Source organism: Buttiauxella brennerae ATCC 51605 (genome assembly GCF_001654925.1).
Classification (GTDB): domain Bacteria; phylum Pseudomonadota; class Gammaproteobacteria; order Enterobacterales; family Enterobacteriaceae; genus Buttiauxella; species Buttiauxella brennerae.
Map to the genome: position 1 here is coordinate 148,877 of NZ_LXER01000029.1, position 25,501 is coordinate 174,377.

The 25,501-nt window shown below is 51.7% G+C and carries 22 protein-coding genes; 16 read left to right on the forward strand and 6 right to left on the reverse strand.

Features of this window, described 5'->3' with window-relative positions; genetic code table 11:
• The first annotated feature begins 257 nt into the window (after positions 1-257).
• The 8 genes from arcA (at position 258) to ridA (ending at position 7,808) form a co-directional block, all read left to right on the forward strand.
• On the forward strand, positions 258-1,478 hold the full coding sequence (gene arcA / locus M975_RS16260; protein ID WP_064560960.1) for an arginine deiminase: 1,221 nt from the start codon (positions 258-260) through the stop codon (positions 1,476-1,478).
• A 16-nt stretch (positions 1,479-1,494) separates the two neighbouring features.
• On the forward strand, positions 1,495-2,406 hold the full coding sequence (locus M975_RS16265; RefSeq protein WP_064560961.1) for a carbamate kinase: 912 nt from the start codon (positions 1,495-1,497) through the stop codon (positions 2,404-2,406).
• An 88-nt stretch (positions 2,407-2,494) separates the two neighbouring features.
• Complete coding sequence (gene argF / locus M975_RS16270) at positions 2,495-3,499, forward strand: ornithine carbamoyltransferase (protein ID WP_064514005.1); 1,005 nt, start codon at positions 2,495-2,497, stop codon at positions 3,497-3,499.
• A 75-nt stretch (positions 3,500-3,574) separates the two neighbouring features.
• Entirely contained in the window at positions 3,575-5,044 is a 1,470-nt protein-coding gene (gene arcD, locus M975_RS16275; protein ID WP_064560962.1) for an arginine-ornithine antiporter, read from the forward strand.
• 156 nt (positions 5,045-5,200) lie between these two features.
• Positions 5,201-5,680, forward strand: coding sequence for an arginine repressor (locus M975_RS16280; RefSeq protein ID WP_064560963.1), 480 nt, complete (start codon positions 5,201-5,203; stop codon positions 5,678-5,680).
• A 259-nt stretch (positions 5,681-5,939) separates the two neighbouring features.
• A complete protein-coding gene (gene pyrB, locus M975_RS16285) occupies positions 5,940-6,872 on the forward strand; it encodes an aspartate carbamoyltransferase (protein WP_064560964.1) in 933 nt (310 codons plus the stop codon).
• Positions 6,873-6,889: 17 nt separating this feature from the next.
• Complete coding sequence (gene pyrI / locus M975_RS16290; RefSeq protein WP_064514013.1) at positions 6,890-7,351, forward strand: aspartate carbamoyltransferase regulatory subunit; 462 nt, start codon at positions 6,890-6,892, stop codon at positions 7,349-7,351.
• 67 nt (positions 7,352-7,418) lie between these two features.
• Positions 7,419-7,808 carry a 2-iminobutanoate/2-iminopropanoate deaminase gene (ridA, locus tag M975_RS16295; RefSeq protein WP_064560965.1) on the forward strand — a complete coding sequence of 130 codons (390 nt, stop codon included), beginning with the start codon at positions 7,419-7,421 and terminating at the stop codon, positions 7,806-7,808.
• 53 nt (positions 7,809-7,861) lie between these two features.
• Here the strand turns inward: ridA and M975_RS16300 are convergent, their stop codons facing one another.
• Together M975_RS16300 and mgtA are read right to left on the reverse strand one after the other, a co-directional pair.
• On the reverse strand, positions 7,862-10,255 hold the full coding sequence (locus M975_RS16300; RefSeq protein WP_064560966.1) for a beta-N-acetylhexosaminidase: 2,394 nt from the start codon (positions 10,253-10,255) through the stop codon (positions 7,862-7,864).
• Positions 10,256-10,496: 241 nt separating this feature from the next.
• Positions 10,497-13,208, reverse strand: a complete 2,712-nt coding sequence (mgtA, locus tag M975_RS16305; protein ID WP_064561084.1) for a magnesium-translocating P-type ATPase — start codon at positions 13,206-13,208, stop codon at positions 10,497-10,499.
• Positions 13,209-13,592: 384 nt separating this feature from the next.
• On the opposite strand from mgtA, the gene treR reads away from it, so the two are divergent.
• The 5 genes from treR (at position 13,593) to nrdG (ending at position 20,841) form a co-directional block, all read left to right on the forward strand.
• A complete protein-coding gene (treR, locus tag M975_RS16310) occupies positions 13,593-14,540 on the forward strand; it encodes a trehalose operon repressor TreR (RefSeq protein ID WP_064560967.1) in 948 nt (315 codons plus the stop codon).
• 126 nt (positions 14,541-14,666) lie between these two features.
• A complete protein-coding gene (gene treB / locus M975_RS16315; RefSeq protein ID WP_064560968.1) occupies positions 14,667-16,085 on the forward strand; it encodes a PTS trehalose transporter subunit IIBC in 1,419 nt (472 codons plus the stop codon).
• Between the two features lie 118 nt (positions 16,086-16,203).
• Positions 16,204-17,862, forward strand: a complete 1,659-nt coding sequence (gene treC, locus M975_RS16320) for an alpha,alpha-phosphotrehalase (RefSeq protein WP_064560969.1) — start codon at positions 16,204-16,206, stop codon at positions 17,860-17,862.
• Positions 17,863-18,207: 345 nt separating this feature from the next.
• Positions 18,208-20,358, forward strand: a complete 2,151-nt coding sequence (gene nrdD / locus M975_RS16325; RefSeq protein WP_064560970.1) for an anaerobic ribonucleoside-triphosphate reductase — start codon at positions 18,208-18,210, stop codon at positions 20,356-20,358.
• An 18-nt stretch (positions 20,359-20,376) separates the two neighbouring features.
• On the forward strand, positions 20,377-20,841 hold the full coding sequence (gene nrdG / locus M975_RS16330; protein WP_064560971.1) for an anaerobic ribonucleoside-triphosphate reductase-activating protein: 465 nt from the start codon (positions 20,377-20,379) through the stop codon (positions 20,839-20,841).
• A gap of 5 nt (positions 20,842-20,846) precedes the next feature.
• Here nrdG and M975_RS16335 read toward each other — a convergent pair whose 3' ends face one another.
• Both M975_RS16335 and M975_RS16340 read right to left on the reverse strand, forming a co-directional pair.
• A complete protein-coding gene (locus M975_RS16335) occupies positions 20,847-21,488 on the reverse strand; it encodes an NAD(P)H-binding protein (protein ID WP_064560972.1) in 642 nt (213 codons plus the stop codon).
• A gap of 18 nt (positions 21,489-21,506) precedes the next feature.
• Positions 21,507-21,947 (reverse strand): YhbP family protein, encoded by a 441-nt coding sequence (locus M975_RS16340; protein ID WP_064560973.1) that lies wholly within the window; start codon positions 21,945-21,947, stop codon positions 21,507-21,509.
• Between the two features lie 52 nt (positions 21,948-21,999).
• Between M975_RS16340 and M975_RS16345 the strand changes: the two genes are divergently transcribed.
• Positions 22,000-22,284 carry a GIY-YIG nuclease family protein gene (locus M975_RS16345; protein ID WP_064561086.1) on the forward strand — a complete coding sequence of 95 codons (285 nt, stop codon included), beginning with the start codon at positions 22,000-22,002 and terminating at the stop codon, positions 22,282-22,284.
• Between the two features lie 7 nt (positions 22,285-22,291).
• On the opposite strand, the gene M975_RS16350 is transcribed toward M975_RS16345, so the two are convergent.
• Positions 22,292-22,798 (reverse strand): GNAT family N-acetyltransferase, encoded by a 507-nt coding sequence (locus M975_RS16350; RefSeq protein ID WP_064560974.1) that lies wholly within the window; start codon positions 22,796-22,798, stop codon positions 22,292-22,294.
• Complete coding sequence (gene ubiT, locus M975_RS16355) at positions 22,792-23,316, reverse strand: ubiquinone anaerobic biosynthesis accessory factor UbiT (protein ID WP_064560975.1); 525 nt, start codon at positions 23,314-23,316, stop codon at positions 22,792-22,794. The genes M975_RS16350 and ubiT overlap by 7 nt, the downstream gene beginning before the upstream one ends.
• Before the next feature lie 248 nt (positions 23,317-23,564).
• Here ubiT and ubiU point away from each other — a divergent pair, with 248 nt between their 5' ends.
• Positions 23,565-24,560, forward strand: a complete 996-nt coding sequence (gene ubiU, locus M975_RS16360) for a ubiquinone anaerobic biosynthesis protein UbiU (RefSeq protein ID WP_064560976.1) — start codon at positions 23,565-23,567, stop codon at positions 24,558-24,560.
• A gap of 8 nt (positions 24,561-24,568) precedes the next feature.
• A complete protein-coding gene (locus M975_RS16365) occupies positions 24,569-25,453 on the forward strand; it encodes a U32 family peptidase (RefSeq protein WP_064560977.1) in 885 nt (294 codons plus the stop codon).
• The last annotated feature ends 48 nt before the right edge of the window (positions 25,454-25,501 follow it).

Consider the following 25,501-nt stretch of genomic DNA (forward strand, 5'->3'; position numbering starts at 1 on the left):
ACAAACAAAATAGAATATGCATTAATTCGCGTAGTTATTCAGACAGGTTAATGGCTTTATTTATAATTCCATGACAGCTATCAATTAATTAACAGAGAATTAAAAAGTCCCTTGAGCGCGTGATTAAGCTCACATTAAATATCCCTTGTGAAATTAACATACGCTTCGAAGACATTTCGAAAGCCAGGTTAACTTGCGGTAATCATTAACGATTACCACTGATATTTTCATCTCAGGATTAATGCAAAGGAATAGTCATGGACAAGCACTATGTTGGTTCCGAAATTGGACAACTTCGCAGTGTAATGCTGCATCGACCAAATCTTAGCCTGAAAAGACTCACCCCCTCTAATTGCCAGGAATTATTATTTGATGACGTTTTATCCGTAGAACGCGCTGGCGCAGAACACGATATATTTGCCAATACATTACGTAGTGAGGGGGTTGAAGTTTTATTACTGACTGACCTTCTGACTCAAACCCTGGACGTTAGCGATGCCAAGGCCTGGCTGCTGGCAACACAGATTTCTGACTACCGCCTTGGCCCGGCATTTGCCTCCGATATTCGCAGCTGGCTTGCCGATATGCCACACCGTGAACTGGCACGCAGGCTGAGCGGCGGTCTGACTTATGGCGAAATTCCAACTTATATTAAAAATATGGTTGTCGATACCCATGAAGTCACCGACTTTATTATGAAGCCGCTGCCGAACCATTTATTCACCCGCGATACCTCCTGCTGGATTTATAATGGCGTATCTATTAACCCAATGGCGAAAGCCGCACGCCAACGTGAAACGAATAACCTGCGGGCTATCTACCGCTGGCATCCAACATTTACCGACGGCAATTTTATTAAATATTACGGTGACGACAATATTAATTATGACCATGCGACATTAGAAGGCGGTGATGTATTAGTCATTGGCCGTGGTGCGGTATTAATTGGTTTGTCTGAGCGCACCACTCCGCAAGGTGTGGAATTCCTCGCTGAATCATTATTCAAACATCAACAAGCCACGCGCGTTATTGCCGTTGAACTGCCTAAACACCGCTCCTGTATGCACCTCGATACGGTGATGACACATATCGATATCGACACCTTCTCCGTCTACCCGGAAGTGGTCCGCAAAGACGCGCAGTGCTGGACATTAACCCCGGATGGCCGTGGCGGCATCAAACGCCACCAGGAGCCAAACCTCCTGCACGCCATCGAACAGGCGCTGGGCATCGATCAGGTCCGTTTAATCACAACTGGCGGTGATGCGTTCGAAGCAGAACGTGAGCAATGGAATGACGCCAACAACGTGTTAACCGTGCGCCCGGGTGTGGTCATTGGCTATGAACGCAATATCTGGACCAACGAGAAGTACGACAAAGCGGGCATCAAAGTATTGCCGATTCCTGGTGACGAGCTGGGTCGTGGTCGCGGTGGCGCACGCTGCATGAGCTGCCCGTTAGAACGCGACGGCATTTAATCCAGGGAGAGATGACATGGAACACAAACCGACACTGGTTGTAGCACTCGGCGGCAACGCGCTATTGAAACGCGGCGAGCCTCTGGAAGCGGAAATACAGCGTAAGAACATTGATATAGCAGCCAAAACCATCGCGCAACTCACCTCATCCTGGCGTGTCGTGCTGGTTCATGGCAATGGGCCGCAGGTCGGGCTGCTGGCACTGCAAAACAGCGCCTATCAGAAAGTGACGCCTTATCCGCTCGACATTCTTGGGGCCGAAAGCCAGGGAATGATTGGCTACATGCTACAGCAGTCGCTGAAAAACCAGCTGCCAAACCGGGAAGTCAGCGTACTGCTGACTCAGGTTGAAGTGGATGCCAATGACCCCGCATTCCAGAACCCAACGAAATACATCGGCCCGGTGTATGACAAGGCACAAGCCGACGTGCTGGTTGCGGAAAAAGGCTGGACAGTTAAAGCCGATGGCCAGTATTTCCGCCGCGTGGTGCCTTCCCCACAGCCAAAACAGATTGTGGAAAGCGATGCGATCACCGCCCTTATCGAGCGTGATCACCTGGTGATTTGCAACGGTGGCGGAGGTGTTCCGGTCGTGGAAAAAGCCGATGGCTACCACGGTATCGAAGCCGTGATTGATAAAGATCTTTCCGCCGCATTGCTGGCACGCCAGATCGAGGCCGATGCGCTGTTGATCCTCACCGATGCGGACGCGGTCTATTTCGATTGGGGAACCCCTGCGCAACGCCCGATTTCACATATTACGCCGCAAGAGTTAGACGCCATGAAATTCGATGCCGGTTCGATGGGGCCGAAGGTCGCCGCCTGCAGCAAATTCGTCGCGCAGTGCCACGGTATTGCCGGAATTGGCGCTCTTGAGGATGGTCCGGCAATTCTGGCAGGCGAGAAAGGCACACTGATTCGCGAGTAACAGCTTTGAATACCGCCCTCACCCTAACCCTCTCCCTGAGGGTTAGGGTGAGGGCGAACAGAAAATTATTTTTCAAAAGGATATAAAAATGACTATCAACCTGAAAAACCGAAACTTTCTGAAACTGCTGGACTTCAAACCGGTAGAAATCCAGTACCTGATCGATTTGTCTCGCGAACTGAAAGCCGCCAAAAAAGCTGGCACGGAAAAGAAAACGCTGGTGGGCAAAAACATCGCGCTGATCTTTGAAAAAACCTCCACCCGCACACGCTGCGCATTTGAAGTTGGTGCATTTGATCAGGGCGCACTGGTGACCTATCTCGGCCCAAGCGGCTCGCAGATTGGTCACAAAGAATCAATGAAAGATACCGCCCGCGTCTTAGGCCGGATGTATGACGGCATCGAATACCGTGGCTACGGCCAGGATATCGTTGAAGAGCTGGGCGAGTACGCCGGTGTTCCGGTGTGGAACGGCCTGACCAATGAATATCACCCGACTCAAATTCTCGCGGATTTGATGACCATGCTTGAACACGCACCGGACAAAAAACTTCAGGATATCGCCTTCGCTTATCTGGGCGATGCACGCAACAACATGGGTAATTCCCTCATGGTGGGTGCTGCGAAGATGGGCATGGATATTCGCCTGGTGGCACCAAAAGCGTTCTGGCCAGAACCTGCCCTGGTTGAACAATGCCGCGCTATCGCCAAAGAAACAGGTGGCCGCATCATGTTGACCGACAGCGTCGAAGAAGGGGTTGCCGGCGTTGATTTCCTCTACACCGATGTGTGGGTTTCTATGGGCGAGCCTAAAGAAGCCTGGGCTGAACGTGTCAGCATCATGACGCCTTATCAGGTTAACCAAAACGTCATTAATGCCACTGGCAACCCGAATGTGAAATTCATGCACTGCCTGCCTGCTTTCCATAACGAAAATACCAAAGTCGGTAAAGAAATCGAGCAGGAGTACGGCCTGAAAGGGTTGGAAGTGACTGAAGAAGTCTTTGAATCAGCACATTCCATCGTCTTCGATGAAGCCGAAAACCGCATGCATACGATTAAAGCCGTCATGGTTGCCACGCTCGGAGAGTAATTCGCACTGGCGGCGGGAATAGTCTCGCCGCCACCCGCGCATTCATGCTGTATCCCACAGCAAGAGGAAAGGAAAATGGCCGATGCTACCCACGGTGATGTCGCCGCGACATCCACAACAAAAGAAACAAAATTAGGGCTTAGCGCGCTGGTCGCGCTAGTCATTGGTTCAATGATTGGCGGTGGGGTATTCAGCCTGCCGCAAAACTTTGGCTCCGTCGCCTCGCCGGGCGCGTTACTCATTGGTTGGGTAGTGACCGGGGTTGGGATGTTATGTCTCGCATTTATCTATCAAAACCTGAGCTCCCGCTGCCCTGAACTTGAAGGGGGCGTCTATAGCTACGCGCGTGCCGGATTCGGCGATTTCATCGGCTTCCAGTCAGCCTGGGGATACTGGTTCTCGGCCTGGTTGGGTAACGTTTCCTATGCAGTATTACTGTTCAGCGCGATGAGCTTTTTCATCCCGGTATTCGGCGATGGTAATAACCTGCCGTCAATCATCGGTGCCTCCGTCGTATTGTGGCTGGTGCACGCGCTGGTTCTGCGTGGTGTGCGTGAAGCGGCATACATCAACACGATCCTCACCGTCGTCAAAGTGGTTATCCTGCTGGTATTTATCGTCGCCGTGTTGATAGCCTTTAAGATTGGCGTGTTCACCGCCGATTTTTGGGGCCGCATGATGGTCGTCAACGGCACCGCGCCTGAGCTTTTCGATCAGGTGAAAAATACCATGCTGGTGACCACATGGGTGTTTATCGGCATTGAAGGAGCGACCGTCGTTTCTGCTCGTGCTGCAAACCGTAGTGATATCGGTAAAGCCACAGTGATTGGTTTGCTGGGCGCACTGGCTATCTATGTGCTGGTCAGCGTGTTGTCGATGGGGATTTTGGACCAGGCGTCACTTGCCGGGCTGAGAAACCCTTCTATGGCCGGTGTGCTGGAAAATGTGGTTGGCCCATGGGGGGCTAAATTTGTTGCCGGTGGCGTTATCCTTTCTGTGGCGGGCGCCCTGCTCGCCTGGACACTCTTCGCCGCAGAGCTGCCACGCGTTGCCGCCAAAGACGGTATTTTCCCGAAAATCTTCGCCAAAGAGAACGCCAGACATTCCCCTTCATTCTCATTGTGGATAACCAACGGCCTGATCCAGTTATTCCTCATCCTCACACTGTTCTACCAGGCGGGTTATCAGGCGCTGTTCTCTATCGCAACCGCTGCCATTCTGCCACCTTATCTGTTTAGCGCCGCCTATGGACTGAAACTGGCCTGGACGGGAGAACGCTATGCGAAAGGGGAATCACGCACCAGCGGATTGATTCTCGGCATCATCGCCACCGTCTACGGGTTCTGGCTTTGCTATGCCGCTGGTGACTCAATGCTACTGAGTTCGTTGTTATTCACCCCAGGGCTTTTGGTCTTCCTGTGGCAGAAGAAACAGCAAGGGCAACAAATGCTGAAAGGTTATGAATGGGCTATCGCTGCGGCAATTCTACTGTTGGCGGCCTGGACGTTAAAACTGGTTGTTTCAGGATCAATACAGATCACTTGATATGTTTAACGCCCCTTCGGGGGCGTTAAATTCTTTAAACTTAACAAGTTGCAACATTTATTATTGATAAACCTTGAAAAATCCGATCAAACGAACAGTTTATATTTATAAGCGGCGTAAATTAGTCGCCTGATAAATAAAGGAATGGTGAATACAATGAGCGTATCCCACGCCCCCTCGGAGAAGGATCATAACCAGCTAACACTCTGCCAAAGACTCATTGTCCATAAAAGCTATCAATCGCAAGAAGAGCTGCGCCGCGATATGCAGCTCCACGGATTTGAAAGCATTAGTCAGTCTACGGTGTCCCGGCTGCTGAAATTGCTTGGCGTGATAAAAATACGCAACGCCAAAGGTCAGAAAATTTATGCATTAAATCCGCAATCTCAACCTGCACCGGATGCAGCACGTTCAATCGCCGAGATGGTGATGAGCGTCGAACATAATGCGGAATTTGTCATGATTCATGCGGTTCACGGATACGGGCGCGCCGTGGCAAGAATTCTCGATTATCGTGCTCTGCCAGAGATTTTAGGTGTGGTCGCGGGCAGCAGCATCGTGTGGATTGCACCGCGCGAGGTGCAGAAAACCGCGCAGGTCCATCGGCGAGTCCTGCAAACCCTTGGCTTACGCTAAAGGCGGATAAATATTCACTGCAACCGATTGCTAACGGATATAATGTGTGAATTATTCGCTTGAAGTGTCCAGTCACATGCGTATAATGCGCCACAATTTGCCGGAGGAAGCATGGTCCAGTGTGTTCAAAAAATTGCCACACCACGTCGTCTAAAAGACGGCGCTAACCTGTTTTTCTTTCCGTTGCTTCAATCAATTCCAAAGGCCCCTCAATGAGGGGCCTTTTTTTTTGCCCGACGCCCGAGAACAGGAGATAAACATGGCTAACCCCCTATATCAAAAACATATCATTTCCATAAACGATCTCAGTCGTGAAGAACTAGAGCTGGTGTTATCTACGGCGGCAAAACTGAAAGCCAACCCGCAACCTGAGCTGTTGAAACACATCGTTGTTGCCAGCTGTTTTTTTGAAGCATCAACGCGCACTCGCCTCTCTTTTGAAACCGCCATTCACCGCCTGGGAGCATCGGTTGTCGGTTTTTCCGACAGCAGCAATACATCTCTGGGCAAAAAAGGCGAAACGCTGGCCGATACCATTTCGGTTATCAGCACCTATGTTGATGCCATTGTGATGCGCCATCCGCAAGAAGGGGCTGCACGCCTGGCAACTGAGTTCTCAGGCAATGTGCCGGTGCTGAATGCCGGTGATGGTGCCAACCAGCACCCAACGCAAACGCTGCTGGACTTGTTCACCATCCAGGAAACACAGGGCCGCCTGGAAAACCTGAATATCGCCATGGTCGGTGACCTGAAATATGGCCGTACCGTGCACTCACTGGCACAGGCGCTGGCGAAATTTGAAGGCAACCGCTTCTACTTTATCGCGCCAAACGCATTGGCAATGCCGAAGTACATTCTCGATATGCTGGATGAAAAAGGCATTGTCTGGAGCTGCCATGAAGCTATCGACGACGTGGTAGGCGAGCTGGATATTTTGTACATGACTCGTGTGCAGAAAGAGCGCCTGGACCCGTCTGAATACGCCAATGTGAAGGCTCAATTTGTGCTGCGTGCGGCAGACCTTGCCGATGCCCGCGAGAACATGAAAGTACTGCACCCGCTGCCACGCGTTGATGAAATCACCACGGATGTTGATAAAACTCCGCACGCCTGGTATTTCCAGCAGGCAGGCAACGGTATTTATGCCCGCCAGGCACTGCTGGCGTTAGTTTTGCAACCTGAACTGGTTTGAGTGAGAGGAAGATTAAGATGACACACGACAACAAATTACAAGTTGAAGCGATTAAACGCGGTACGGTTATCGATCATATTCCTGCACAGGTGGGCTTTAAGTTACTGACTCTTTTCCAGTTAACGGAAACTGACCAGCGCATCACTATCGGCCTGAACTTACCTTCAAAAGAGCAGGGTCGCAAAGACCTGATTAAAATCGAAAACACCTTCCTGACGGATGAACAAGTTAACCAACTGGCGCTGTATGCACCGCATGCAACGGTCAACCGCATTGATGAATATGAAGTGGTCGGTAAGAGCAAACCGAGCCTGCCTTCACGCATCGATAAAGTGTTGGTTTGCCCAAATACCAACTGCATCAGCCGCAGCGAACCCGTTCATTCTTCCTTTGCAGTGAAAAAACGCGACGAAAACATCAGTCTCAAATGCAAATATTGTGAAAAAGAGTTTGCGCATCACGTTGTGCTGGCAGATTAATCATTGCCGGTCGAGTTCTCGCCTCTATAATGGGCGGGAGCTTTATCACTTCTCATAAGGAATGAAAATGTCTTCTCGTACCATCAGTACCGAAAATGCACCTGCCGCAATCGGCCCATATGTTCAGGGCGTTGACCTTGGCAGCATGATTATCACTTCTGGCCAGATCCCTGTGAACCCAAAAACGGGCACCGTACCGGAAGATGTGGCAGCGCAAGCGCGTCAGTCTCTGGAAAACGTGCAGGCGATTGTTGAAGCCGCTGGCCTGAAAGTTGGCGATATCGTTAAAACGACTGTTTTCGTAAAAGATCTGAATGACTTTGCGACCGTAAACGCAACTTACGAAGCATTCTTTAATGAGCACAAAGCAACTTTCCCTGCGCGTTCTTGCGTTGAAGTGGCTCGCCTGCCTAAAGATGTGAAGATTGAAATCGAAGCGATTGCCATTCGCCGCTAACGATAAGCTTTTGAAGCATCAAGAAAAGGCCGCGATTGCGGCCTTTTAAATTATTACGGTTTCACACTCGCCCGCAACAATTTCTGTAACGGATAGACTGCCGCAACAACGACCTCATCTTGCGTTTGTGCCGCATCGTCGAGCTGTTTTTGAATCCCCTGAACTTCATCAGCGCTCAGGTTTCCCTGTTTAGCCACCAAATCCGTGAGCCGCAGCCCTATTCCCGCCAGTTTATCGACATTTTCAGCCACCGGTTTCAGCGCTTTAAGCTGGTAATTGCCATCGATAAGTTCCAGCACATCTGGCGTGTTACTTTGCCAGCGAGCAAAAGTACGGCGCAAAGACTCCGCACTGTTGCTGTCCTCCGGGTCGGCTATCAGTTTATCGGCCCAGAGATCCAGCGCACGCACCTGGCTGCTTTCTGCACCTAATGCATCAGCAAAACGGTTTAGCGGCTCGAAGTGATGGTAATTCCCGGCCTGGAATTTCAGGTGCTGGCGAGTGTAGTACTGCGCAGGCTCGACCGCCTGAGCCAGTATTTGCAGCGGCATAATCTCCGGCGTGCCCGCGAGGCGCGTCATTTGTTGAGCTGCCGCAGCGTGCTGCTGCAAGCCCACAGAAACCGTTGACCATGCATCTATCGCCTGCAAACGCTGGTACATATTATCGATGTCCTTCACATCTTCTGCGGACCATAGGCGCTCTGCCACCGCAAATGCACGCGGCCACAGCTTGATATCCAGCAGCGGCGATGCGACGTTTTCGGCCCACAGCGCGGCCTCGCCACCGATAATATTGTTCATCTGTTCCGGCGTTGGCACCACCGGCTGAATGCCATCAGGCACGTCATCTAATTTCTGGCCGCTCGCCGGGTAGCGAACGTTGCCCACCAGCAAATAACCGCTCAATTTGTCTTTATCGAGCGTTAATACCGGGCGCGTTTCTCCCATCCAGGTATCTACGGTAAACGTAACCTGAGTGGGGCTAAGCCACTGGATATCACGCACCGCACGGCGGGATTTTCCTTTGAAATCGATAAACCCACGCCAGGCCATTTTATTGCTCACCAGCGTAAAGCTCCCTTCAACGGCACTGCCTTTCAGGCGAGGCATACTGAAGAACCAACTTTGCGCGCTGTCTGATTCGGTCAGCTTATCGATCCCATTCAACCCTTGCGGCAGGATCTCATTACGATAGTGGTAAGCCGTTGATTGCGGTTGATCGAGATAGAAGCCGGTCGACAAAATACCTTTGTAACCGTTCGCCGCGACCATCCCCAGTGCGTCCTGCCCTTGCCAGGATTGGATCAGAATGCTTTTCGGTAGATCCGGATGGTAGATCTCATCCCAGCCCATCATCTGGCGGTGATGTTTTTCGAGGATCTTCTCCAGCCGTTGGTTGAAGTAGGTCTGCAAAGCATGGGGGTCGGCAAGATTATGCTGCTTCATAAACGCCTGGATTTGCGGAGAATTTTTCCAGTGCTCGTCATCAACTTCATCGCCACCAATGTGCAAATAGCTGTCCGGGAAAATGGCCGTCAGCTCGCCAATTAAGGTATCAACAAATTTATAGGCAGCGTCGTTTGTTGGGTTCAGCAGCGGTTTTAACACGCCCCAGTGGCGCTCCATTTGATACGGTCCCGGCGCGCTCATCAGTTCCGGGTAGGCCACTGCAATCGCCGACGCATGGCCCGGCAAGTCCATTTCCGGCACCACTCGAATACCGAGCGATGCGGCGTAGCGCACCACTTCTTTCATTTGCGCTTGAGTGTAGAAATCTCCGTCACTCGCCAGTTGCTGCAATTTCGGATAGGCGGTGGAGGCAAAACGCCAGCCCTGATCGTCAGTCAAATGCCAGTGCAGAACGTTCATTTTGGCCGCAGCCATGCCATCTAACTGGCGCAGAATATCTTTGATGGGCATGAAGTGGCGGGCTGAATCGACTAATAGCCCACGCCATGGAAAACGCGGCTTATCTTTGATCGCAACAAAGGGAATTGCGGTGTTTTCCGGGCCGTTCTGAATGAGCTGTAGCAGGGTTTCCATGCCGCGCATCGCGCCAAAGCGCGTGTTTGCCGTGAGCTTTACGCCGTCAGCAGTGACGCTTAACTGGTAGCTTTCATCGCTGTTGAGTTCAGGTAATGAGGCAACGGCTTGTTTGATTTGGATATCAATGGTGGGTTTTGCAGGGTTGGCCTGTGCAGGTTGTAACTGCCAGCCCGTTTGCTGAGAGATTCTCTGCCGCCAACGGTCAATTGCGCCGGGGAGTTTGTCGCCGCTGATTTTAATGGAAATGGCGTTGTCGAGAACCAGCGTCCCTTCTGCGGCCGGGCGGTCAACCTGCTGCGGCCAGGGCATTAATGGTAAATCACCTGCCGGAGCAGCCCAAGCCTGACAAGTTGCAGCGATGCAACCTGCCAGCAGGCTCAAACGTATTGATTTAAACATGAATATTCCTTTAACAATGACGGGCCAGAAAAAAGCAAAAACAATCTGGTAACACGTGTAGAAATATTCATCAAGGTTATGGGCGGGATGCAGATCACATCCCGCTCATATTTACTATACCCATTAGCATTCGAGTTGCAGCCAGGCGGCCAGGACGAGAACCCCAGGAGCTTACTTGAGTAAGTGACTGGGGTGAGCGTCTGCAGCCAACGCCGCTGCAGCTTGAAGGATGATGGGTATATTACTGCCAGCCGTAACGACGGCTGTAGAACCCCTTCACACACTGAGTCAGCGTCATATATCCGGCAAGGATAGCAATCAGCCATGGGAAGTAGCTCAGCGGGAGCGCCTGGAGCTGCAGATAACTTGCCAGCGGCGAGAACGGCAGGCCAATCCCAACCACCATCACGACCAGCGTCATGATCATTAACGGCCATGCAGCACGACTCTGAATGAACGGAATGCGGCGGGTACGAATCATATGCACAATCAATGTTTGTGACAGTAACCCGACCACGAACCAGCCAGACTGGAACAGGGTTTGTGCTTCTGGCACATTTGCCTTGAACACCCACCACATCACGCAGAACGTCAGAATATCGAAGATGGAGCTTATCGGCCCGAAGAACACCATAAAGCGGCCTAAATCCGCCGGGTTCCAGCGCTGTGGTTTCTTAATTTGCTCGTCATCAACGTTATCGAACGGAATCGCCACCTGGGAGACATCGTACAGCAGGTTCTGAATCAGTAAGTGCAACGGCAGCATTGGCAAGAATGGCAAGAAGGCACTGGCCACCAGCACACTGAACACGTTACCGAAGTTAGAACTGGCGGTCATTTTGATGTATTTCAGCATGTTGGCAAAGGTTCTGCGCCCTTCAATCACACCTTGTTCCAGCACCATCAGGCTTTTTTCCAGCAGGATGATATCTGCGGCTTCACGCGCAATGTCTACCGCGCCATCCACTGAAATCCCGATGTCGGCGGCGCGCAGTGCTGGCGCGTCATTAATGCCATCGCCCATAAAGCCGACCACATGCCCTTCACCACGCAGCAGGCGCACAATGCGCTCTTTGTGCATTGGTGTGAGGCGAGCAAACAGCGTGGTGCGCAGAGCCAGTGCAGCAAGCTCAGCGTCAGCCATGTTTTCGATTTCGCTACCGGTCACTAACGTGCCGACATCCAGCCCCACTTCGCGGCACACTTTCGCCGCCACCAGTTCGCTATCACCGGTCAGGATCTTAACGGCAATGCCGCTTGCTTTAAGTGCTTTCAGCGCAGGCGCGGTGGTTTCTTTCGGTGGATCGAGGAAGGCGATGTAGCCCTCAAGGATCAGATCCGATTCATCCACGCGGCCGTAATCTTCACAGCGTGCAGGCAAGAATTTGCTGGCAACGGCGACCACACGCAAGCCCTGGCGGTTAAGATCGTCAGTCACACGGCGGATACGCGCCAGCAAAGTTTCGCTGAGCGGCACGATCTCGTCGCCATAACGAACCTGAGTACAAACATTCAGGATCTCCTGCAACGCGCCTTTACAGATCAGCTGATGCACATCCGGCTGTTCAGATACCACGACTGACATACGGCGGCGTTCAAAATCAAACGGGATCTCATCCACTTTCTGCCAGCGTGCAGCAGCATTGCGGGCATGATCTTCATCAACACCTTCCAGCACCGCGACATCCAGCAGGTTTTTAAGCCCGGTTTGATAATGGCTGTTAAGCCAGGCTGTGTGCAGAACGTGGTGACTCACCGCGCCGAGAATATCGGTGTGCGATTCCAGAACAATGCGATCTTGCGTGAGCGTGCCGGTTTTGTCGGTGCACAGAATGTCCATCGCACCAAAGTTCTGAATAGCATCCAGGTGTTTGACGATCACTTTCTGTTTAGAGAGTTTCACCGCACCACGGGCCAGCGTCGAGGTGACGATCATCGGCAGCATTTCCGGCGTTAAGCCGACTGCAACCGAGAGCGAAAACAGCGCCGCCTCCCACCAGTCGCCTTTGGTGAAGCCGTTGATCAGCAGCACAATTGGCGTCATCACCAGCATAAAGCGGATCAGTACCCAGCTCACACGGCTGATGCCTTTCTGGAACGCATTCGGCTCGCTTTCTTGCTGCGTGACACGCCCGGCCAGTTGGCCAAACCAGGTATTGCCGCCTGTTGAGATGATCATCGCAAGCGCTGTGCCGCTCACCACGTTTGTGCCCATAAAGCACAGCGTGTCGCATTCCAGCGGGTTGTTGTGCGACATATCACGGCTGATCGCGACCTTTTCAACCGGCAAGGATTCGCCAGTCAGCGAGGCCTGGCCGACGAAGAGATCACGCGCTTGTATCACACGCAGATCCGCCGGGATCATGTCGCCTGCCGCCAGTTTGACGATGTCGCCGGGCACCAGTTTTTCGAGCGGGATTTCGATAAATGCGTTTTCACCGCTTTCGTTCACTACACGCAGCACGGTCGCCGTGTTGCTGACCATCGCTTTGAGCGTGTCCGCCGCTTTGGTGGAACGCGCTTCCTGAACGAAGTTCAGCAATGTGGCAATCACCACCATCAGCGCAATGACACCTGCGGCAAACATATCTTCAGTAGAGTAGGAAACAATACCGAGAATGGTGAGCAAGATATTGAAAGGGTTGCGATAGCACAGCCACAAATGAACCCACCACGGCGACGGCTTTTGCGCCGGGATTTGGTTGAGGCCATGAAGCTCAATGGCTTGTTCAACTTCCTGCGCATTCAGCCCTTCCGGGTGGCTTTTGAAATCGCGATAAAGTTGCTCTTCAGAAGCGGCTGCATATTTCAGGCAGGCTTCACTCAGAGAGGCGGGAACCTCTTGTGCATGAGCAACGGTATTGTCGTCCGGCATCAGGTCGCGTTGGATCAAGCGACGTGGCAGGTGGCGGCTCAGTTGTGCAAACAACTGCCGGGTCAGATTTTTTAACAGCATAGTAGTCCCTCGGCCCCACGTAATGCGGAGCCTGGTGACATGCAGGCACGGCTAATCCTTGCCTTGCAGGCCAAATAATTTCTTCAGCAGGGATATCGTTGATTGATACAAGATAGATCTGCCTTACGCAATCCGGTAAGGCAGTCGCTTCAAAGGCAGTTGCTTTAAAGAAGGGAGTCTTACCGGATTATTCCTGTCATTACAGGGTCTGGACTGGGATCAGGTTCCATGTCGCCTCCGGTTAAAAGAAAAAGTCATTACACTAGTCGCGGCCATTCTACGCCCGCAAACCTAAACCTGGCGTAAACCAGATTTTTTCCATTGTGGTATTGTTGGCTTGCCTTGATTCTAATGAGCAATTGATTGCCGGGAACCCACACGATGCAAAGCCGCCTCACTATTAAAGACATCGCCCGTTTAAGCGGTGTCGGTAAATCCACGGTCTCCCGTGTTCTGAATAATGAAAGCGGTGTCAGTGCCCGTACGCGAGAACGCGTGGAAGCGGTCATGCAGCAAGAAGGGTTCTCCCCTTCCCGCTCGGCCCGTGCCATGCGTGGTCAGAGCGATAAAGTCGTCGCCATTATTGTGACGCGTCTGGATTCGCTCTCCGAAAACCTCGCAGTACAAACCATGCTGCCGTCGCTGTACGAGCAAGGGTATGACCCGATCATGATGGAAAGCCAGTTCGACCCGGAGCTGGTGGAAGAGCACCTCGGCATGCTTAAACGGCGCAACATCGACGGAGTCATTCTGTTCGGCTTTACCGGCATCAACGAAAAAATGCTCACTCCGTGGCAATCGACGTTAGTACTGATGGCGCGTGATGCTAAAGGCTTTGCTTCCGTTTGTTATGACGACGAAGGCGCTATCACCAGCCTGATGGCAAAACTCTATGCCGAAGGCCATCGCCACATCAGTTTTCTTGGCGTACCACACAGTGACGTGACCACCGGCTTGCGCCGCCATGAAGCTTATCTCGCCTTCTGTAAACAGCACCAGTTAACGCCAAACGTAGCACTGCCAGGGTTGGCGATGAAACAAGGTTACGAACACGTCGCCGAAGTGTTGTTGGCGGAAACCACTGCCCTGCTGTGCGCGACCGATACTCTCGCTCTGGGCGCCAGCAAATATCTACAGGAACACCAACGCACCACGCTACAACTGGCAAGTGTGGGCAACACGCCTCTGATGAAATTTTTTCACCCGGAAATCATCACGGTCGATCCCGGTTATGCAGAAGCCGGTCGTCAGGCGGTTTTGCAGCTGATTGGGCAAGTCACGCAAGATCGTGAGTTACGCCAGATAGTCATCCCCAGCACTCTCCAGTAAAACCCCTCACTTCAGGTTTATTGTGATCGTCGCTTGATTTAGGGAACGTTCCCATTTTCGAGGGAAAGATTAAAAGATAACCTAGCGGCAGATAAAAATACTCACTCCTTACTCTGGAACCTCATCATGGCCAAAGTGAAACAACAGGATATAGACAAGCTGATAGACCTGGTCGGCGGGCGTGAAAACATTGCCACCGTCAGTCACTGCATCACTCGCTTACGGTTTGTTTTAAACAATACCGCTATTGCGAAACCAAAAGAGATTGAAGAGCTGCCGATGGTAAAAGGCTGCTTTACCAACGCCGGGCAGTTCCAGGTCGTGATTGGCCCCGAAGTGGGTGATTACTATCAGGCGCTGATCGCCGCAACAGGCCATAGCACCGCAGATAAAGAACAAGCGAAACTCGCGGCACGCCAGAATATGAAATGGCACGAGCAGTTAATTTCCCACTTCGCAGAGATTTTCTTCCCTCTGTTACCGGCATTGATCAGCGGTGGTTTGATCCTCGGCTTCCGTAATGTGATTGGCGATTTGCCTATGAGCAACGGGCAGACGCTCGCGCAAATGCACCCTTCTTTGCAATCTATCTACGACTTCTTGTGGCTGATTGGCGAGGCCATTTTCTTCTATTTGCCAGTCGGTATTTGCTGGTCCGCAGTGCGAAAAATGGGTGGGACACCTATCCTTGGGATTGTGCTTGGCGTAACTCTGGTTTCACCACAGCTGATGAATGCCTATGAATTAGGCAGCAAAATTCCTGAAGTGTGGAACTTTGGCTGGTTTACCATCGAAAAAGTGGGCTACCAGGCGCAGGTGATCCCAGCACTGCTGGCGGGCCTGGCTCTTGGCTTTATTGAGACGCGTCTGAAACGCATCGTCCCGGATTACCTCTATCTTGTAATAGTGCCTGTTTGTTCCCTGATTCTGGCGGTATTCCTGGCACATGCGTTTATCGGCCCGTTTGGTCGTTGGATTGGCGACGGTGTGGCCTTTGCGGTTCGCCACCTGATGACCGGCAGTTTTGCGCCGATAGGTGCAGCACTGTTTGGTTTCCTATACGCACCACTGGTGATTACCGGCGTGCATCAGACAACACTCGCCATCGATATGCAGATGATTCAGAGCATGGGTGGCACACCGGTTTGGCCACTGATTGCACTGTCTAACATTGCTCAGGCGTCAGCGGTTGTCGGCATCATTATTTGCAGCCGTAAACATAACGAACGTGAGATTTCAGTTCCGGCAGCGATTTCCGCCTACCTCGGTGTTACCGAGCCGGCGATGTACGGCATCAACCTGAAATACCGCTTCCCGATGCTGTGCGCAATGGTTGGCTCAGGGCTTGCAGGCTTGTTGTGTGGCCTGAGCGGCGTGATGGCAAACGGGATTGGCGTTGGCGGCTTGCCTGGCATTCTGTCCATCCAGCCGCGTTACTGGGAAGTGTATTCCCTCGCAATTCTGATTGCGGTGATTGTGCCAATCGTACTGACCAGTGTGATGTATAAACGCAAATACCGTCAGGGCACGTTATTAGTGGTTTAGTTTTCGATGATTTTGTTTTCAACACATGCCCTAAATAATTCGAGTTTCAGCCAGGCGGCAAGAGAGCGCATCCAACGCAGTTGCAACTCGAAGTATGACGGGCATTTAGGAATGAGTTATGAATACAACACCTCCCTGGTGGCAACATGGTGTCATCTACCAGATCTACCCGAAGAGTTTTCAGGACACGACTGGCAGCGGTACCGGCGATCTTGCAGGCGTCATCAAACGCCTGGACTACTTAAAATTACTGGGCATTGATGCCATTTGGCTGACGCCGTTTTACATCTCCCCGCAGATTGATAATGGCTATGACGTTGCCAACTACTGCGCGATTGACCCGACGTACGGCACCCTCGATGATTTCGACAAACTGGTCGCCGAAGCACATGACCGTGGGATCCGCATCATTCTGGATATGGTGTTTAACCATACTTCTACGCAACACGCCTGGTTCCACGAAGCGCTGAATAAAGAGAGCCCGTACCGCGAATTTTATATCTGGCGTGACGGCACACCGGACCTGGTGCCAAACAACTGGCGCTCCAAATTCGGTGGTAACGCCTGGCGCTGGCATGCGGAAAGCGGCCAGTATTATCTGCACTTGTTTGCGCCGGAGCAGGCGGATCTCAACTGGGAAAACCCACAGGTTCGTGCTGAGCTGAAGAAAGTCTGCGAGTTCTGGTCCGATCGTGGCGTAGATGGTTTACGCCTGGATGTGATCAACCTGATATCGAAAGATCAAGATTTCCCAGCCGATATTGATGGCGGTGATGGGCGTCGTTTCTATACCGACGGGCCGCGCATTCATGAGTTTCTGCAAGAATTTAGCCGTGATGTGTTTACGCCACGCGGGTTGATGACTGTTGGCGAAATGTCGTCAACCACGCTTGATAACTGCCAGCAATACGCCGCGCTGAACAGCAATGAACTGTCGATGACGTTCAACTTCCACCATCTGAAAGTGGACTATCCAGGCGGGCAAAAATGGGCGCTGGCAGCTCCTGATTACGTCGCCCTGAAAGCGATTTTCAGCCACTGGCAGCAAGGCATGCACAATGTGGCGTGGAATGCGTTGTTCTGGTGTAACCACGACCAACCGCGCATCGTGTCGCGCTTTGGTGATGAAGGCGAACTGCGCGTTCCGGCAGCAAAAATGCTGGGGATGGTGCTGCACGGTATGCAAGGCACGCCGTACATTTACCAGGGCGAAGAACTGGGGATGACCAATCCACACTTCAAACGCATCGTTGATTATCGCGATGTGGAAAGCCACAACATGTACGCCGAACTGCGTGCGCAAGGCCGGGACAGCGACAATCTGCTGGCCATTCTTGCCAGTAAATCGCGCGATAACAGCCGTACACCGATGCAGTGGGATGAAAGTGAACATGCCGGTTTTACCCAAGGAACGCCGTGGATAAACCTGTGCGATAACTATCAAACCATCAATGCCAAAACAGCGGTGGATGACCCGGACTCGGTGTTTTATGCCTACCAGCAGCTGATCAAACTGCGTAAAGCAAACCCTGTATTTACCTGGGGTAGCTATCAGGACTTGCTGCCGGAGCACCCATATCTGTGGTGTTATCGCCGTGAGTGGCAAGGGCAAACATTAGTCGTGGCAGCCAACCTCAGCCGTGAAAACCAGTGGTGGATGCCGGAAGCCTTCGAAGGTGACTGGGAGGTGCTGATGAGTAACTATTCTGACGCCGCAGGCAAACCTGGCGAGATAAGTTTACGTCCATTCGAAGCCGTTTACTGGTTACAAGGTTAATCCTTACCCGATTTCTCCCTCTTCTTTGAGGGAGATCTCTTCCTGCAAATTTAAAGCATTTCCCCCACTGCCCATCCTTCCTGCTACGCCCGATTTACTTTGTCCTGCGTCAATAAAATCGCAAACATCTTTGATGCAAAGCACTACATATAGACCTTAAAATGCACCCCGACCCAACATGTTGTAGTTATCGACTATTATAACAACATGTTCTACAGATGATTCTGGGGATTATCTGTGGATAAACGTAGGCACAAAATCAGAAAGCCTATGGCAGCGCGAGCAAATACGGCCCGCGGGCAATTCCAATCCTTTGTGGATAACATTTTTAAATATGGAGAAACCATGACACCGCATGTGATGAAAAGAGACGGGTGCAAAGTACCTTTCACTTCAGAGCGCATTAAAGAAGCTATTCTTCGTGCAGCTAAAGCAGCGGGAGTCAATGACGCAGACTATTGCGGCCGCGTCGCAGATATTGTCCGTGCGCAGATGGAAGGCCGTAGCCAGGTTGATATTGGTGAAATCCAGACTGCCGTAGAAAACCAGTTAATGGCCGGTAATTACAAGCAGCTTGCACGCGCTTATATTGAATATCGCCATGACCGCGATATCGAGCGTGAAAAACGTGGTCGTCTGAACCAGGAAATCCGTGGGCTGGTTGAACAAACCAACTCCGCTTTGCTCAATGAAAATGCGAATAAAGACAGCAAAGTTATCCCGACTCAGCGTGACCTGTTAGCCGGTATTGTGGCCAAACACTATGCCTCGCAGCATCTGTTACCGCGTGATGTGGTTCTGGCGCATGAACGTGGCGACATTCATTACCACGATCTGGATTACTCCCCGTTCTTCCCGATGTTTAACTGCATGCTTATCGATCTTAAAGGCATGCTGACGCACGGTTTTAAAATGGGTAATGCGGAAATTGAACCGCCAAAATCCATTTCGACAGCCACAGCAGTTACCGCGCAAATCATTGCTCAGGTCGCCAGCCACATTTATGGCGGCACCACGATCAACCGTATTGATGAAGTGCTGGCGCCGTTTGTGACAGAAAGTTTTGAGAAACACCGCCAGACCGCTGAAGAATGGCAGATCCCGGACGCGAAAGGCTATGCGCTTTCACGTACTGAGAAAGAGTGTTACGACGCCTTCCAGTCCCTGGAATATGAAGTGAATACGCTGCACACCGCTAACGGCCAGACGCCATTTGTGACCTTCGGTTTCGGCCTGGGAACCAGCTGGGAATCGCGCCTGATTCAGACCTCTATTTTGCGTAATCGCATCGCGGGGCTGGGCAAAAACCGTAAAACCGCAGTGTTCCCAAAACTGGTTTTCGCGATTAAAGATGGTCTGAACCACAAAACTGGCGATGCGAACTACGACATCAAACAGCTTGCTCTGGAATGCGCCAGTAAGCGCATGTATCCGGATATTCTGAACTATGACCAGGTGGTTAAAGTCACCGGTTCGTTCAAAACGCCAATGGGCTGCCGCAGCTTCCTCGGCGTGTACGAAGAAAACGGCGAGCAAATTCACGATGGCCGTAACAACATCGGCGTGATCAGCCTGAACTTGCCGCGCATTGCTCTGGAAGCGAAAGGTGATGAAGCTGCATTCTGGACGCTGCTCGATAGCCGTCTGGAGCTGGCATTCAAAGCACTGATGACGCGTATTGCGCGCCTGGAAGGTGTGAAAGCGCGTGTTGCACCAATCCTGTATATGGAAGGGGCTTGCGGTGTGCGCCTGAAAGCAGACGACGACGTTTCTGAAATCTTCAAAAATGGCCGTGCGTCGATTTCACTGGGTTACATCGGTATCCACGAAACGGTGAATGCCCTGTTTGGTAACCAGCACGTTTACGACAGCGAAGAGTTGCGTGCGAAAGCCGTCGCCATTGTTGAACGCCTGCGCCAGGCAACCGACAGCTGGAAAGAAGAGACTGGCTACGGTTTCAGCCTCTACAGCACACCAAGTGAAAATCTGTGTGACCGCTTCTGCCGTCTTGATACTGCTGAGTTTGGCGTGGTTCCAGGCGTTACCGACAAAGGTTACTACACCAACAGCTTCCACCTGGACGTTGAGAAAAAAGTTAACCCATACGACAAAATCGACTTTGAAGCAGCGTATCCACCGGTGGCGAACGGTGGTTTCATCTGTTACGGCGAATACCCGAACATCCAGCACAACCTGCAAGCGCTGGAAGACGTCTGGGATTATAGCTACAAACATGTTCCGTATTACGGCACCAATACGCCAATTGACGAATGCTACGAGTGCGGCTTTACCGGTGAGTTTGAATGCACCAGCAAAGGCTTCACCTGCCCGAAATGTGGCAACCACGACGCGGCTCGCGTATCCGTAACACGCCGAGTTTGCGGTTACCTCGGCAGCCCGGATGCACGTCCGTTTAACGCCGGTAAGCAGGAAGAAGTGAAGCGCCGCGTGAAGCATTTGGGTAACGGGCAGTTAGATTCTTCGCAAAGCAATTAACGTCAGAGCAAAGCGAAAATGAATGTGCACCAATACTATCCGGTAGACATCGTCAACGGGCCTGGCACACGCTGCACGTTGTTCGTTTCCGGCTGCGTGCATGAATGCCCAGGGTGCTACAACAAGAGCACCTGGCGGCTGAATTCCGGTATGGCGTTCACGCAGGAGATGGAAGACCAGATTATTGCCGATCTGAACGACACGCGTATTCGCCGCCAGGGGTTGTCGCTTTCGGGCGGCGACCCGCTTCATCCGCAAAACATCGCGGATGTGCTAAAGCTGGTGCAGCGAGTGCGGGCGGAATGCCCAGGCAAGGATATCTGGATGTGGACGGGTTATACGCTTGGTGAGTTAACGGCAGCTCAGCGCGAAGTGGTTGATTTAATTAACGTGCTGATTGACGGTAAATTTGTTCAGGAGCTAAAAGACCCGTCGCTTGTCTGGCGCGGCAGCAGCAACCAGGTCGTTCATCATTTGCGATAAAGCCCCTATGGGGCTTTTGCTATTTCACGTAACTGACGCGAGTCCAGAATATTCACACCTTCACCTGCGGGTTTGAGCGCCTCATGCAACATCGCCTTTGCCACATCCCGGGCCTCAATAGACTTCCACTTTCCAGGCATGATTTTAAAAATCGGTGCAAACAGCGATTCGTTAAAGCGCTGTGATTCGCGATGCCCAAGCAACATGGATGGGCGAACAATCGTCAGACGCGGCCAGTCTTGTGCAATTAGCGCCTCCTCCATCTCGCCCTTCACCCGATTGTAAAAAAACGGTGATTTGCTGTTCGCGCCAATGGCGCTGACCACCAGCATCTGTTTTGCGCCCAGGCGCAGGCCGGTGATCGCGGTATCCACCACCAGCGTATAATCCGCCAACACGAACGCTTCTTTACTACCCGCCTCACGCATTGTGGTGCCAAGGCAGCAAAATACAGTATCCAGCGGTTCGGTTAATTGTGTTAACGCATCACTAAGTTGGGGATCATAAGGATTCGTCACTTTGTTCATCACAGGCAGAGGGCGACGAGTCGCAGCAACAATATGACCGATCTGTGGCTCATTGATCAGCATGCGTAGTAAGTGCCCACCAACAAGGCCTGTGGCCCCCGTAATCAAAACCCGGTTCATAAGATCTCCTGTCGCCTGTTAACCAAGTTTAGTTTCATCCCGCAACCAGTGGAGTTTTTTACCGAAACCGAGCGTGTTGTCGGTCATTTTTATCTCGGCGAGATAAATTTCCCATACCGGGGCTTTCATGACTTTCGCCACCGGGAAACGCTTGCAGTAGCGGGCACGAACACTAGCGGCATTTTCGTCAGCAACCAATGTGATTTCACCGCGAAACTGCACCCCACGGATTAACGCCACCGTTTTGGGCTGCCCGTTAACCGTTCCGGCTACATTGGCCTGGTTTCCAATCAACTCTCCGTGACGTGTGTGAGTTTCGCTTAACAGGTAAAAAGCGACGCGCTGTTCGTCAAATAAATAAAACGCATTGGCGCACCATAAATCACCATGACTGCCTGCGCAGTAAGTGAGTACATGCTGTTTGTTCAGCCAACGACTGATGGCATTGAGAGTTTCCATGTGTAACCTGAAGAGTGATATTCTGCGGAAAACGTTAATTATGCGCCGAGCTATGTCACCCTGGTATCTCTATTTAGTCCGCACCCTTGATAACCGTTTGTATACGGGCATTACCACTGATGTGGAACGCCGCTTCTCTCAACATCAGAGTGGAAAAGGCGCAAAAGCATTACGAGGGAAAGGTGAATTGACGCTGGCATTCAGCCATCTGGTTGGCGATCGTTCAAGCGCGTTGCGCCTGGAATATCGCATCAAGCAGTTAACTAAAGCGCGCAAAGAGATGTTGGTAAAAGGAGCATTGTCGTTTGAAGACCTTCTGGCAGGCCTTCAAACGTAATCAGAGATCAAAACTCTCGGTTAAAATGCTCGTGATATTCCACTAATCCACTTACGCCATTAAGCGCGTCATCAGCCAGCGGATGAATCAGGAAATAAACTTCGGTATCAGGCCAGGCACAGCGCAAATCGAATTGTGCAGCGGGAACAAAACCAAAACGCCCGTACAATGCCGGTTCGCCTAACGTGACAACCGCCGCGTAGCCAAACTCATTGAGTGAGTCTAGCCCTTCGTAAACCAGCTGTTTTGCCAGCCCCTGACCACGATAAGCCTCATCAACAGCCAGTGGAGCCAGACCAACCCACTGTAGCTCTTCGCCTTCGACTGCGACCGGGCTAAAGGCCGCATAACCCACAACCTGGCCTTCGTCATCAGTAGCAACAACGCCAAGCGTTAACAGGCCGTCTTCTCGTAAATCCTTCACTAAATCAGCTTCGCCATTGCCATTAAAAGAACGACGAAGTAATGCATCGATGCCAGGCGCATCAATAGGTATTTCTACACGAATTAGCATGGCTCACCTACCGAGTTACTTTCTGGAGCAGGTTTGTGTTTCATTCCTGCTTCGACAAAATCAGCCAGTTGCAGCAACAGCATGCGTAATGGTTTCGGCATCGCATCCAGCTCAATGGCATCCATTAAATTTTTGACGTACAGACCCAACTCTGTATCACCTTCGATAACCAGACGGCGCTGGAAAAAGAGGGTGTCGGGATCTTGTTTACGTGCGGCAATCATCAGTAGATCGTTGGCGGTTGCGCTGAAGCTCACATCCGCTGGGGCATCTTCACGCACAACCAGCTTATTGTCATGCACTGAAGTAAACCATTTTAGACCGAGATCACGCACTTCAATGCTTAACCAGCGCCCATCAAGAAATTCCAGCTCACCTTCTTCCAGTGCCTGACGGAATTGCCAGCCAAGAACTTGTTCCAGAACCTGACGCTTTAGAGCAAAGGGCGTCAGTTTAACCGGTGTTCTTAACAGTGACGGGCCAAGATGGACCAGGCGTGAACGCAATTTATCCAACACGAGCTTTACTCCTTGAAAAATTTAACCGCTATTTTGCCACACCCGCTAATCTCCGTAGCGGTGCAAATCAACAATTACGCGGGTTATCAATACCACTATATTGATGCCATCAATACGCCATTAGCTGCCTTAAATCAAAATTTGTCGCGGTCGGGTTAACTAAAATCCCAGTTCGTTAACAATTTTTGCCGCCCTTGCCTGGGCTGCATGGGTCACCACTCAGGTTACCCGATGATTCAGGATAAATTATGGAGTTGCTTTGCCCAGCTGGAAACTTACCGGCGTTAAAAGCGGCCATCGATAATGGTGCCGATGCGGTTTACATTGGCCTTAAAGATGACACCAACGCCCGCCATTTTGCTGGCCTGAATTTCACGGAGAAGAAACTGCAAGAAGCGGTGAGTTACGTGCATCAACACCGCCGTAAACTGCACATTGCTATCAATACGTTTGCGCACCCTGACGGCTACGTGCGCTGGCAGCGTGCGGTGGATATGGCAGCACAACTCGGTGCAGACGCCTTAATTCTGGCCGACCTTGCGATGCTTGAGTACGCAGCAGAGCGTTACCCGCATATCGAACGCCACGTATCGGTGCAGGCTTCCGCCACTAATGAAGAAGCGGTTCGCTTTTATCATCGCAACTTCGATGTTGCGCGTGTTGTTTTGCCACGCGTGTTATCCATTCATCAGGTAAAACAGTTGGCTCGCGTGACCCCCGTGCCGCTGGAAGTTTTTGCGTTCGGTAGCCTGTGCATTATGGCCGAAGGGCGTTGCTATCTTTCCTCCTACCTGACCGGTGAGTCTCCAAACACCGTAGGTGCATGTTCCCCGGCACGCTTTGTGCGCTGGCAACAAACGCCACAGGGGCTGGAATCACGCCTCAATGATGTGTTGATTGACCGCTATCAGGATGGTGAAAACGCAGGTTATCCAACGCTGTGTAAAGGCCGCTATCTGGTTGATGACCAGAAATATCACGCGCTTGAAGAACCAACCAGCCTGAACACACTTGAACTGTTACCTGAGTTACTTGCCGCAAATATTGCTTCGGTGAAAATCGAAGGCCGTCAACGTAGCCCGGCGTATGTCAGCCAGGTCGCCAAAGTGTGGCGCCAGGCAATTGACCGTTGCATAGCGGACCCGGAGAACTATCGGGCGCAACCCGCCTGGATGGAAGCATTGGGCGCGATGGCCGAAGGCACACAAACCACACTCGGTGCCTATCACCGCAAATGGCAGTAGGAAAACCCATGAAATATTCATTAGGGCCAGTGTTGTACTACTGGCCAAAAGAGACGCTGGAGAAATTTTACCAGGCTGCGGCAAACAGTAGTGCCGAGACGATTTATCTTGGTGAGTCAGTGTGCAGCAAGCGCCGTGCAACCAAAACGGGCGAATGGCTGGATATGGCGAAAAGCCTGGCAAGCCAAGGCAAACAAGTTGTCCTCTCCACGCTGGCACTGGTTCAGGCTCCATCTGAGTTAAATGAGTTGAAACGCTATGTCGAGAACGGCGATTTCCTGATTGAAGCGAACGACCTGGGTGCCGTGAATATGGCCGCAGAACGCAAGCTGCCGTTTGTCGCAGGCCATGCGCTCAACTGCTATAACGCGGTGACGCTGCGCATACTCCTCAAACAAGGTATGGTTCGCTGGTGTATGCCGGTTGAGCTTTCACGTGACTGGCTGGCGAACATGCTGACTCAGTGCGATGAATTAGGTATTCGCAATAAGTTTGAAGTTGAAGTTCTCAGCTACGGCCATTTGCCACTGGCCTATTCCGCACGCTGCTTTACCGCGCGTTCCGAAGACAAACCAAAAGATGAGTGTGAAACCTGCTGCATAAAATATCCGGTCGGGCGCAATATGCTTTCTCAGGAAAACCAGCAAGTGTTTGTGCTTAACGGCATTCAGACCATGAGCGGGTATGTTTACAACCTCGGTAATGAACTTGCGTCGATGAAGGGCCTGGTCGATATGGTGCGTTTGTCGCCAATGGGGATGGAAACTTTGCGCGTTCTGGAAGCCTTCCGCAAAAATGAGAATGGCAATGCACCGTTATCTCTGGCGCAGCAAAGTGATTGTAATGGTTACTGGCGACGCGTCGCTGGCTTAGAGCTGGTGACTCAGAGCTAAAAAAGGCTCACTTTGTTACTTAATTGTGATGGTTTTCGGCAATACTGA

Bases quoted from the DNA above. Each gene is read 5' to 3' on its own strand.
- M975_RS16300 (WP_064560966.1), bottom strand. From the start codon at position 10,255: ATGTTTAAATCAATACGTTTGAGCCTGCTGGCAGGTTGCATCGCTGCA.
- argF (WP_064514005.1), top strand. From the start codon at position 2,495: ATGACTATCAACCTGAAAAACCGAAACTTTCTGAAACTGCTGGACTTC.
- M975_RS16335 (WP_064560972.1), bottom strand. From the start codon at position 21,488: ATGAACCGGGTTTTGATTACGGGGGCCACAGGCCTTGTTGGTGGGCAC.
- M975_RS16265 (WP_064560961.1), top strand. From the start codon at position 1,495: ATGGAACACAAACCGACACTGGTTGTAGCACTCGGCGGCAACGCGCTA.
- arcA (WP_064560960.1), top strand. From the start codon at position 258: ATGGACAAGCACTATGTTGGTTCCGAAATTGGACAACTTCGCAGTGTA.
- arcD (WP_064560962.1), top strand. From the start codon at position 3,575: ATGGCCGATGCTACCCACGGTGATGTCGCCGCGACATCCACAACAAAA.
- M975_RS16350 (WP_064560974.1), bottom strand. From the start codon at position 22,798: ATGCTAATTCGTGTAGAAATACCTATTGATGCGCCTGGCATCGATGCA.
- nrdD (WP_064560970.1), top strand. From the start codon at position 18,208: ATGACACCGCATGTGATGAAAAGAGACGGGTGCAAAGTACCTTTCACT.
- M975_RS16340 (WP_064560973.1), bottom strand. From the start codon at position 21,947: ATGGAAACTCTCAATGCCATCAGTCGTTGGCTGAACAAACAGCATGTA.
- treB (WP_064560968.1), top strand. From the start codon at position 14,667: ATGGCCAAAGTGAAACAACAGGATATAGACAAGCTGATAGACCTGGTC.
- treR (WP_064560967.1), top strand. From the start codon at position 13,593: ATGCAAAGCCGCCTCACTATTAAAGACATCGCCCGTTTAAGCGGTGTC.
- pyrB (WP_064560964.1), top strand. From the start codon at position 5,940: ATGGCTAACCCCCTATATCAAAAACATATCATTTCCATAAACGATCTC.
- nrdG (WP_064560971.1), top strand. From the start codon at position 20,377: ATGAATGTGCACCAATACTATCCGGTAGACATCGTCAACGGGCCTGGC.
- M975_RS16280 (WP_064560963.1), top strand. From the start codon at position 5,201: ATGAGCGTATCCCACGCCCCCTCGGAGAAGGATCATAACCAGCTAACA.
- M975_RS16345 (WP_064561086.1), top strand. From the start codon at position 22,000: ATGTCACCCTGGTATCTCTATTTAGTCCGCACCCTTGATAACCGTTTG.
- treC (WP_064560969.1), top strand. From the start codon at position 16,204: ATGAATACAACACCTCCCTGGTGGCAACATGGTGTCATCTACCAGATC.
- M975_RS16365 (WP_064560977.1), top strand. From the start codon at position 24,569: ATGAAATATTCATTAGGGCCAGTGTTGTACTACTGGCCAAAAGAGACG.
- ridA (WP_064560965.1), top strand. From the start codon at position 7,419: ATGTCTTCTCGTACCATCAGTACCGAAAATGCACCTGCCGCAATCGGC.
- ubiU (WP_064560976.1), top strand. From the start codon at position 23,565: ATGGAGTTGCTTTGCCCAGCTGGAAACTTACCGGCGTTAAAAGCGGCC.
- pyrI (WP_064514013.1), top strand. From the start codon at position 6,890: ATGACACACGACAACAAATTACAAGTTGAAGCGATTAAACGCGGTACG.